5 protein-coding genes and 2 pseudogenes are annotated in these 10,430 nt (G+C 41.9%); 3 read left to right on the forward strand and 4 right to left on the reverse strand.

Annotated features, from left to right (window positions below; translation table 11 throughout):
• The first annotated feature begins 84 nt into the window (after positions 1-84).
• Both dgt and MTN96_RS18040 read left to right on the forward strand, forming a co-directional pair.
• Positions 85-1,551, forward strand: coding sequence for a dGTPase (dgt, locus tag MTN96_RS18035; RefSeq protein ID WP_096042675.1), 1,467 nt, complete (start codon positions 85-87; stop codon positions 1,549-1,551).
• Positions 1,552-1,732: 181 nt separating this feature from the next.
• Positions 1,733-3,406, forward strand: a complete 1,674-nt coding sequence (locus MTN96_RS18040; RefSeq protein ID WP_248532430.1) for a cell surface protein — start codon at positions 1,733-1,735, stop codon at positions 3,404-3,406.
• A 347-nt stretch (positions 3,407-3,753) separates the two neighbouring features.
• Here the strand turns inward: MTN96_RS18040 and MTN96_RS18045 are convergent, their stop codons facing one another.
• From MTN96_RS18045 to MTN96_RS18060, 4 genes and pseudogenes are all read right to left on the reverse strand, one after another.
• Positions 3,754-4,317: a hypothetical protein gene (locus MTN96_RS18045; protein ID WP_248532431.1), complete on the reverse strand. Its 564-nt coding sequence runs from the start codon at positions 4,315-4,317 to the stop codon at positions 3,754-3,756.
• A gap of 927 nt (positions 4,318-5,244) precedes the next feature.
• Positions 5,245-5,385: pseudogene (locus MTN96_RS18050) on the reverse strand (type II toxin-antitoxin system HipA family toxin); the annotation flags it as partial.
• Positions 5,375-5,674 (reverse strand): helix-turn-helix transcriptional regulator, encoded by a 300-nt coding sequence (locus tag MTN96_RS18055; RefSeq protein WP_004589614.1) that lies wholly within the window; start codon positions 5,672-5,674, stop codon positions 5,375-5,377. The gene MTN96_RS18055 and the pseudogene MTN96_RS18050, both read right to left, overlap by 11 nt.
• Before the next feature lie 346 nt (positions 5,675-6,020).
• On the reverse strand, positions 6,021-6,809 hold the full coding sequence (locus MTN96_RS18060) for a nuclease-related domain-containing protein (RefSeq protein WP_248532433.1): 789 nt from the start codon (positions 6,807-6,809) through the stop codon (positions 6,021-6,023).
• 702 nt (positions 6,810-7,511) lie between these two features.
• On the opposite strand from MTN96_RS18060, the pseudogene MTN96_RS18065 reads away from it, so the two are divergent.
• A pseudogene (locus tag MTN96_RS18065) lies at positions 7,512-10,352 on the forward strand (DUF3427 domain-containing protein); the annotation flags it as partial.
• Positions 10,353-10,430 lie beyond the last annotated feature (78 nt).

The raw sequence follows: 10,430 nt of genomic DNA on the forward strand, positions 1-10,430 counted from the left end.
ATGTATATATTAACAAGTAAGTATTTAAAACGAATGACAACGCGCATTTACTTTGCCAGTCGTCACCACTAAGCAAGGACTCCGATGACTATCGACTTTAGTAAAAAAATAACCCCAGCGCGCATGTATCGCACGACTGCAAATTTACAAATGGCGATGGAAAGCGATCGCGGTCGTATAATTAACAGTGCAGCTATTCGTAGGTTGCAGCAAAAAACCCAGGTTTTTCCGCTAGAGCGAAACGCTGCGGTGCGCTCGCGCTTAACTCACTCACTAGAAGTACAGCAAGTTGGCCGTTTTATAGTACAGCGTATTTTTGCAAATTTAAGCTTTGAGCAACAAACCGAATTTGGCTTAAAAGGGCTAGAGCGCCCACTAGAAAGCCTAGTAGAAATGGCCTGCCTAATGCACGATATAGGCAACCCACCCTTTGGACATTTTGGCGAAGCTGCCATAAATCACTGGTTTAATAACAATTTAGCAAGTGTGACACCAGCGCGCTGCCAAGAACAAAATACCGGCATAGGGGTTATTTTTAAGCATCTAGCGCACGATATTTGTAATTTTGAAGGCAACGCCCAAGGCATACGCATAATTCATTCGCTACTGGGGTTAAACTTAACTTATTGCCAAAGCGCGGGCATTTTAAAGTACACCCGCCCCGCGGGATTAAACCCAAAAGACATACCACAAAATAAAAACTACTTAATGAAAAAAGTAGGTTACTACTACAGCGAAAAAACCTTTGTAGAGGCACTGCAAAACGAGCTGGTTATAGAGCCATACTGCCGCCATCCGGCAAGTTACATAATGGAAGCCGCCGACGATATTTCGTATTGCTTAGCCGACATAGAAGACGCCGTAGAAAAAGACATAATAACCACCGAGCTACTTTGTCAGCAGCTAAAAAGTGAATATAAAAAAGCCCTTATAAATCTAACCATTGACGACACCGAACACCTAAATTTTGTAGATAAAGCAGTAGATTACGCACTAGAGCGCGCCAACGCGCAGCCTTACAACTTTAATAGCGAATTTTTTATTTACCTACGCGTGGCCTTGCTTCACCCACTTGTAAACCACGCCGCTAAGCGTTTTATAGAGCACATTGAGCCTATTTACCACGGCGACTTTAACCAAGCATTATTAGAAGATAACAGCCACTTACATGCCGTTACTAAAACCCTTAAACAGGTGGCGCTTAAGCATGTGTTTTCTCATAAAGAAGTAGAAAAACTCGAACTACAAGGCTATCGCATAATTAACGGCCTGCTCGATTGTTATAAACCACTGCTACAACTTAACAGCGACGATTTTAAACGCGCATTAAATGGCGACTCACGATTATTAATCGAATCGCGTTTGGTTAAAAAGCTCTCTAAAAAGCACTTAAATAGTTATCAGCACGCCATAGATGCCATGCAAGAAGAGCCCGATCACTTTGCCGCTTACGAGTTTTACTATCGCTGTAGGCTAATTCAAGATTACATAAGTGGCATGACCGACCAATTTGCCTACGACGAGTACCGCAGCCTAATGGTGATTGATTAACGAGGGCGTGCTGTTGGGTGGTTTTTACTTATTTCACTAGGTTACAAACCTCACGCCGCGATTTAATCGCCCTTAGATTGAACAAATTTTCAATCCACAAAGGTCAACACGCCCTTAGTGCCTAGATATATTTTAATTTTGCGCTTAAAATCAGACTATTGATACTTAAGCGCCGTGTTTTATGATTATTAGACTCTCTCAACTTATTTTTTGCTTTGCTTTATTTTACAGTAGCCAAAGTGCTGCCTATAACGAAGCCATGTGTATTTTAATAAAGCAAGAAATGCAGCAGTACAGTAATAATAAAGCCAGTGCCAAATACCGCAGCGCCGCACGCGATTTTAAAAGAAACTGTAATAAACCCAAGCAAGTACAAACAAAACCAAAACCTGTAGAGCCGCCAGTAGTTGAACAAGAGCCACAACCACTTGCCCTTACCCCCGAGCAAGAACAACAACTGCTTGAGCAAATAACTGCGGCCGAAAAAGCTATAAAACAAAGCGCAAGCAAAGCCACTACAAGCACTCAGCCTACAAACCAAATAAACCAGCAAAACCCAGAAAATAACGAGCCAGAGACTGCGCCAATTAATACAGTAAAGGATGCGCCAAGCACGCCTAAGGCCGAACTTGCGCCTAATAACAGCGAGTTAACACCTACAACTAGCCAAGCGCAGCCGGTGGCCACTGAAACCGCCCCAAAAGCAGCGCCTATAATAGAGCCTAAAAAAGAGCAGGCAACGGTTAATACAACGCCCAAACCCGCACCTGTACTTATACCTGCGCCAGTTGCTGAGCCACCAAGTTCATTATTGTTACCAAGTTTGCTACTGCTTATTGTGGTATTAATTGGCGCCATGGTGGTTATACGTTTACGCCGCGCTAAACAAAATAAGCCCGAGCCGCCGGTTGCTCCACCGGCTACAGCCCCAAAAAATAACAACAAAAGCGCAGAGCAAGCAGCACCACCCAAAACGGCTCCAGCCCCAAGTGATGAGCTTTCAAAACCAGTTGTGCCGACGGTTTCGGCCCCGAGCGTGCCAGAGCCTGCAAGCTCTAATGCACCAAAAAACGAGGCAATTAACGAGCCACTGCCTGCCGATACGCAAGCCACAGAGGCTGAGCCAGAACAAGCTAAACCAGAAGAAGATGCACCAGCACCTGAACCTAAAAAAGTAGCGCCAGAGCCAAACACCGCAGAGTTTGAAGCTGCCGCAAAAAATACATTAGCGCGTATTCAAAATGCAAAAGGCTTTGCAGAGCCCGAAGTAAGAGAGTTTAACCCAGATGCTCCTTCGGTTAAGCGCACGCGTAAGCACAAAGCCGCCGCAGTAGAACAGCCAAAAGCAGAGCCCATTGAAGAAGTAAAACCACAAGAGTCTACTCTTGTAAACGAACCGGCTGCGCCTAGTAACCCTATCAATGAGCCTAATACCAGCGCACAGCTGCATACAGCCGATAAAAACAGTGAGCTTGATCAAACCACGTTAAATAGCGAACACGACTTTAAAGAGCCCGAAATTCGTACCTACAATCCAGATGCCCCTTTAAAACCAAGTAAAGAGCCTGCACAATCTACAGTTTCAGCAAAACCAAATAACGAACTCACGTTAGATGCGCCAATATCAACAGCTCAAGAACCACAGCCAGCTCAAGAAAAGCCAGCGCAACCAGAGCCTGATAGTACGCCCAAGCAAAGTAATTCTAGCAACCCATTTGCAAACCTTTCGCTAGATGAAAGCTGGGACCCAAATTCAGATAAAAAGCCCGTGATTGAGGAAAAAAAGAAAGCGCCTAAATCACAAGCCTTAATAGAGGCAGAAGAGCGCGCTAAAAACATGCAAACAAAAGAATAGCCGAGCAAATAAGCTTGATATTATTGCTCTATACAAATAATTTTTAACGCAGCAAGTACGCTATTTAAAGATAAAACTGCCATTACTCAATTACCAGCACAAAAAAGCGGCCACAAGGCCGCTTTGTCGTTTAAAAATATAGAGTTGTATTAATGCGCTTACTTAAGCGAGCTATTTTAAGTATGGATTTAAGAGTGGGAAAACGTTTTATTGCTACAAAAAATGCCTTGTTTAGTTGTTAAAACTAACTAGTTGTACATTGCTGTACTTTTAGCATCTTTGTATTTGTAACACAGCTAGCACCAAGTTTGGCGGCTCAAAATAATTAACTATTATTACGCTTAGTATTATTCGGGGGGCATGTTTTTAATATTTAAATCGTATTGTAAAATACCATCGTTATTAACCGCTACACCGGCTAATTGCACAGAGTGATTAGCAAACTCTTCAGACGCCGATAAATGCGCTAACACGCCGGCTATGTCTTCGTGTTTAGGTTGGCCGTCGGTTGCCACAATGCCTGCATTACAATCGTTTTGCTTACACTCAAAGCTGTATAAAAATAGCGACTTTTCAGCAAAGCTGCTTTGCACTTTATCTAAAAACGCTTGCTCTGACTGTGCTAAATCAAGCGTACTTTGAATTTGAGCAGCGCCTTCTAGTTCAGAATATTCACCTACCTCTTGGGGAGTAATCACTATTTGCTCGGTAAGTGCAGTGCCTTCTTTATTAGTTACATCGTGGCTACTTTGCATTGCTTGTATATCTACCACCAGAGGTTGAGCAGGCTGCACAGCCGTGGTGTTAGTTATTGAGTTGGGTAGATTATTTTGAGCCAAGGCGGTCAAATCGTTTTTAAACACGTACAAAGTTGCAGCAGTGATAGCGCATGCAATGAGTAATTTGTTCATAATACTTCCCTCCTTCAACCAATTTACGCAATACAATTAAGTGAAATGCTTTTTAAGTGTAGCCAATGTTAATATTATGTTTTGTTTGGGTGTGTACTGTCAATCTTTAATACTAGACAGTGCAAATTAAAAGAACAATTTTATCAATGTTAATATTTAATGAACCACTGGTAAGCTCAGCGCGCCACATTATAATGCTAGCAATAGCTACACGCTCATTTTGCAACCAGGCAGTGCGTTATTTATTTGTAACAAGCTGTAAAAAGCAGCTCTTTTTATGACCACACCCCAAGCAAAAAGTTTGCGTTTATTGTTACTAAAACTTAAATAAAATTACCCAAAGTAAATAACCGCATAATTAAAACCGCACACAGCAGCTTTAATTTGCTAAAAGATGCAAAGATTACATAAAGAAAGGCACCAACATGTAGGCGCGAAACTTGCTCGCACAAAATGACAGGAGCGTACCTCGCGTTTGGTATGAAGTTTTTCGCGGCATATAAAGCCGCTGCTACTAGTTAATTGCACCACAAAGGGCACAGAGGCGCTACGCGCCTACACGGAGAAAACACAGGAATAAGTAAGTCACTTCTCCTGCTCTTCTCGGTGGTGACATAATCACTTTTGAACAGAACCAATGCGCGCCTACAAAGTTAAATTTTACGCTGACGTGGATGTGGTGCGTAGGCGCGATTTTATATCGCGCTTGTAGATACAAGACGTTGAGCTTGCTCACGTTAGAAGCGCAGCTTCTCATTACTTAAAAAATTAACACCGTAAAAGCCCTGCTTTTAAACGAAAGCAATGTGCGTCTACAAGGTTACACCAAGCTTTGCTGTTAGCACTCGATGTAGGCGCGAAGCTTGCTCGCGCTCTGTATTTTTAGTTCCCTATGTCGCGTTGGCGATGGCGTTGGCAACCAAGGGGCGCAAACGCATCAGAGCGCGCAAGGTAACTTTTACCATAATTAAACTCACCTCGGCCAGTTTGTGGATTTAACTTAAAAAAACCACAAATTATGGGGCTCTCTTCTAAACCGTCAATAAATACATAAGCTTCAGAAGTCATCGTTAATCACCTGAGTTTTATTGCTTTTACGCTGTCTTGCATTATAACCGCCCACATCTGCGGCTAGCTCGTTAATTTCATCCAGCAATGAGCCTTGCAATTGAAGAACAACAAGGGCTTCAAACAATATATCGCTTTTTACTACCTCTCCTTGTTCAAGCTTTTGTACCGTGGAGCGAGATACACCAATCATCTTAGCGAACGTGCTCTGGGTATAAAGTAAAGTACGATGCTGACGAATTAAATCACCCAAGCGGCGCGCCAACTTTAATGCTTGTTCAGATCTCATAAATGACTACCTAATCGGTCATTAATAAACTAATGATTAGTTTAGCGGTATTTAATATAATTGCAATATTATTTAAATAGAGACGTAATGAGCTTCGAGGAGCGAACTTAAAGCGCCTAGTCCCTTTTGCGTTACCTCTTCAGCGCAGCGCTTCATAACCTCTTTGTGAATAAATCACTTAAAACCATATATGCACAAAGAGAAGTGAATGAGGGTAAATGAGAAGACAGTAAGCTATGGGTAACGAGCCGCGAGCTACGGGCTATAAATTCAGACTAACCCCTAGCGCCTTTAACCTATTCCTACCGTAGGCGTTAAGCTTGCTGACGCTAAAAAAGCTAGGCTTTTAAATTGCTTTACTTTCATGCAGTGAACGCTGAACTACTTGATAACAAATCGCACGTTGCTGCTCTTGGTTTAAATTTACTTGTCGCATCGAAAGAATCGTTTTCACTATTTGTTTATGCGAAACAATTGGAAAGAGTGGGCGCTGTTTTAATTCGACAAACCAACCAGGAAAGCACAAAACAGGGAAAACTTGAGTGTTAAAACCCGTTGCCTCTTGTAGCCATTTGTTCACCCAATTAGCCTGCTTTTGGGCTTGTTCTAGCGGCTTACTTTCAAACCAAGAGGGAAATGCTAAATGATTATTCTCAAATTTAACTTTGTAATTTGTATCGTCCTTTATTCGCTTGTGCCTGCCCTTGGTTTCAATAGCAAAAATACCATTTGGCCCTACTACTAAATGATCAATGTTAAAACCATCAGCTTGTATATCATGAAATACTTGGTATCCGTGAGACTGTAACTCTATAAGTTCAGAGGCAACAGCAAGTTCGGCATCACGCCCAAGCTTTAACTTTATTAAGTGATTTGATTTAGCCCAAAGCTTTCTTGCTACATAAGCTAAACCTAGCAAGATCATAATAATTAAAAAGTAATTAAACTTGCCGCTAGCAAGCATTTCAGCAATCCCTTTAATTGCAAAAGGCATTATAACGATGAGTGCAGCCAAAAATATTAGGCCAATAACATCAACAATCTTGTCATTCACTTGCTCTTGAAGAGTTTGTGCAGCAACACGTTTAAGCTTTTTACGATCTACAGGTAGTTTTGCATTTTTTGATGAAGCCATATTTTGAGAAACAAAACGCCTAATAAGGAATAAACACTACCTACAATAACTAAAAGGCTTAAACCTTGGTTTAATAAATCATCCATGATGGGTTCCTATAATCACAATGTTTACGTTATACCTTAAAAACAGGTACATGTCGCATTATTCAAACTCCGTACAATCTATTCAACAAATTTCACCTAAACACCTGTAGACGTAGAGCTTGCTCACGTTAGAAGCGTAGCTTCTCATTACTTAATAAATTAACACCGTAAAAGCCCTGCTTTTAAAACGCCAACAAGTTGCGCGTCTACAGGTTATATCAAAGTGTTCTGTTAAAACTCGGCGTAAGCGCGAAGCTTGCTCGCGCTAAAAGCAGAGCTTTTGAAATAATACAAACAGTTCATAAATATCGCGTTGGCGATGGCAACCAAAGAGAAGTAACCGCCGACTTCTCTTTGGAATCTCTCGGCGCCCCGAGGATCACACTATCTCCTCAATTTAAATTAATGATATGAACGTAAACGCGATGAAACACGTCCGTGTATAAGCATCACTTAACGCGCATCCATGCGCTGCTATTACTCATCACTAATTCAATTTCGGGTGTGATCACGGGGGAGTGGCCTAAGCATCAGCCTTCAATTCAATAATGAGTTAATGCTTGTTTACAATGCACTTTTAAGTAAACTAACTGCACGCAAACAGGGAGTGGTTTTAATGCAGCAAATTGGTATTTACGAGCAGTTAATTACGCAAGTAATTGAGCAAAATTTAAATCGTGACCAATTTTATGTGGGCGAACGTCAACTAGAATCGGCAGAGGCCGCAACATGGCTTTCGCGCTTTTTGGGCAAGCTTGTTGAACATGCCATAAATTCTATTCCCAACTCGGGCGAGCGTTTGCAAGAGCAAATTAGCCTAGCTAATAGCCTTGTTCTTTGGCTTAAAGATCATATTCGTGATGACGAGCTAATTAACGAAAACCTTATCGACAGCCAAGGCAGAATACTCACCGCGTTGTTTAATACCCAAAACCCCATTGCTGCAAATCTTAAAGATTATTCAAGCGATATTTTTCCGCTAACAGGTCTTACCCAAAGCGAATTATTTAGCGGTGCAAATGCAGGTATATCGCTCGAAACCGAGCTAAAGCGCGAGATCAAATCGTCCGACACTATTTACTGGCTTGTTTCATTTATAAAATGGACGGGGCTGCGCATTTTTAAAAATGAGCTTGAAGCGTTTACTAAAAGCGGCAATAAACTCAAAGTAATTACTACTTCGTACATGGGTGCAACGGATGCAAGGGCGGTTGAATTTTTAGCAAACCTACCAAATACCGAGGTAAAGCTTAGCTACAACAATCAGCAAGAGCGTTTACACGCGAAGTCATATTTGTTTATGCGTAATACAGGTTTTCATACCGGTTATATTGGTTCGTCTAACTTATCGCATTCGGCTCTTACCAGCGGCCTAGAGTGGAACTTAAAAATTACAGCGCAAGAAATCCCACACATAATAGCCAAAACCAAAAGCACGTTTGAAACCTACTGGCAATCGCCAGATTTCGAGCTATTTACAGGCAAAGCTGAATGTAAAGAAAAGCTAATAAACTCTCTTAATGAGCAACGCGGTGTTGGGCAATCAAGCAGCCAGTTTTATTTTGATATAACACCAAAAACACACCAGCTAGCTATTTTAGAAAAACTAAGCGCTGAACGTAGCGTGCATAATCGTTTTAAAAACTTAGTGGTCGCCGCAACAGGCACGGGGAAAACCATAATATCGGCGTTCGACTTTAAAACCGTTTACGATAAAAACCCAAACGCACACTTTTTGTTTGTAGCCCACCGCGAAGAAATACTTAAACAAGCGCAAAGCGCTTACCGCGGCGTGCTTAAAAATAACGACTTTGGTGAGCTGTGGGTAGGTAACTACAAACCACAGCGCTACAACCAATTATTTGCATCAATCCAAACGCTGAACAGCCAAATTGAATCGCTCAATTTAACTCACGATTACTACGACTACATAGTGATAGACGAAGTACACCACGTAAGCGCAGCGAGTTATCGCGCTATATTAAATCACTTTGCGCCCACAATATTACTTGGCTTAACCGCTACACCAGAGCGACAAGATGACGCAAATATACTCGATGACTTTTGCGGTGTAATAGCCGCCGAAATCCGCTTGCCAGAGGCAATAAATCAACGCCATTTATGTCCATTTCAATACTTTGGATTAGATGACGATACCGACCTAAGCCAAATAACATGGCGCCGCGGCCGTTACGATATAACCGAGCTAAGTAACCTTTATACAGGCGAGAACAGCCGCGCTAACAAAATTATATCCAGCCTTGCTGATATAGTGACAAATGTTCATAACATTAAAGCGTTGGCATTTTGTGTAGGCCAAAAACACGCAGAATTTATGGCTAAAAAGTTTAACTTAGCAGGCATAAACGCCGATGTACTCACCAGCAAAAACACCAATGAGCGCGCGGCTAAACAGCAAGCACTACGCCAAGGCGAAATACAAATACTTTGCGTGGTTGATATTTTTAATGAAGGTGTCGATATTCCAGAGGTCGATACCTTACTATTTTTACGCCCGACTGAAAGCCTAACGCTGTTTTTACAGCAACTCGGCCGTGGTTTACGCCTGCCCGACAACAGCCAAAAACAGTGCTGCACCGTGCTAGACTTTGTAGGCAATGCTCGCCCAGAATACGACTTTGCCAGTAAGTTTCGCGCACTCATTGGTAAAAGCAACCAACCAATAAAAACCGAGGTTGAAAACAACTTCCCACATTTACCACTGGGTTGCCGCATAGAGCTACAAAAGCGCACACAACAAACAATACTAAAAAATATTCAGCAAGCCATAAACACTAAACGCCGTTTACAACAACTTATAAATAGCTATTCGCAACACACCAATGATGCGCTTACGCTCAGTAATTTTTTACGCATAAACCCACAAGTCACGCTTGAAGATATATACAAACCAAAAGATAAAAAACTCGGTGGCTGGCACTGGTTAAAAGGCGATGAAATCCCTGCCGAGCAAGCCGATATTTACACCGCGTATTACCGCGCTATTAACACCCAATTACTCGGCTGCGACTCGCTCAGCTACTTATGCTTTTTACGTGATTTATGTAATAACGACTTTAGCTTTACGCCAACAGCACAAAACCAACAGTACGCGCTTATGGCGCATTACAATTTTTGGGATAACACAGGCACAAGTTTAGGTTTTAAAACGCTTGAACAAAGCTTACAGGCACTTAAACACAACGAGTTACAGCAGGAACTTGCACAAGTGATTACGCTGTTAATAAACCGCATTCACCAGCAGGAAAGTGATTTAACGTGCCTACCTAATCACGCAATCAAATTACACAGCCGCTACACACGTCAACAAATACTCGCAGCATTTGGGGCGCACTCGTTTGATAAAAAATCCACCGCCCGCGAAGGTGTTTTAGAATTTAAAAATCAAAACCTCGAGCTACTATTTGTAACACTCAACAAGTGCGAAAAAACCTACTTGAATCGCCCCGAGTTCATCGGAGACCAGTTTGTTTAAGTCAGGCCACTTTACCTGACTCGTTTAAATTATCATAGT

This window comes from Pseudoalteromonas sp. 2CM28B (genome assembly GCF_023161935.1).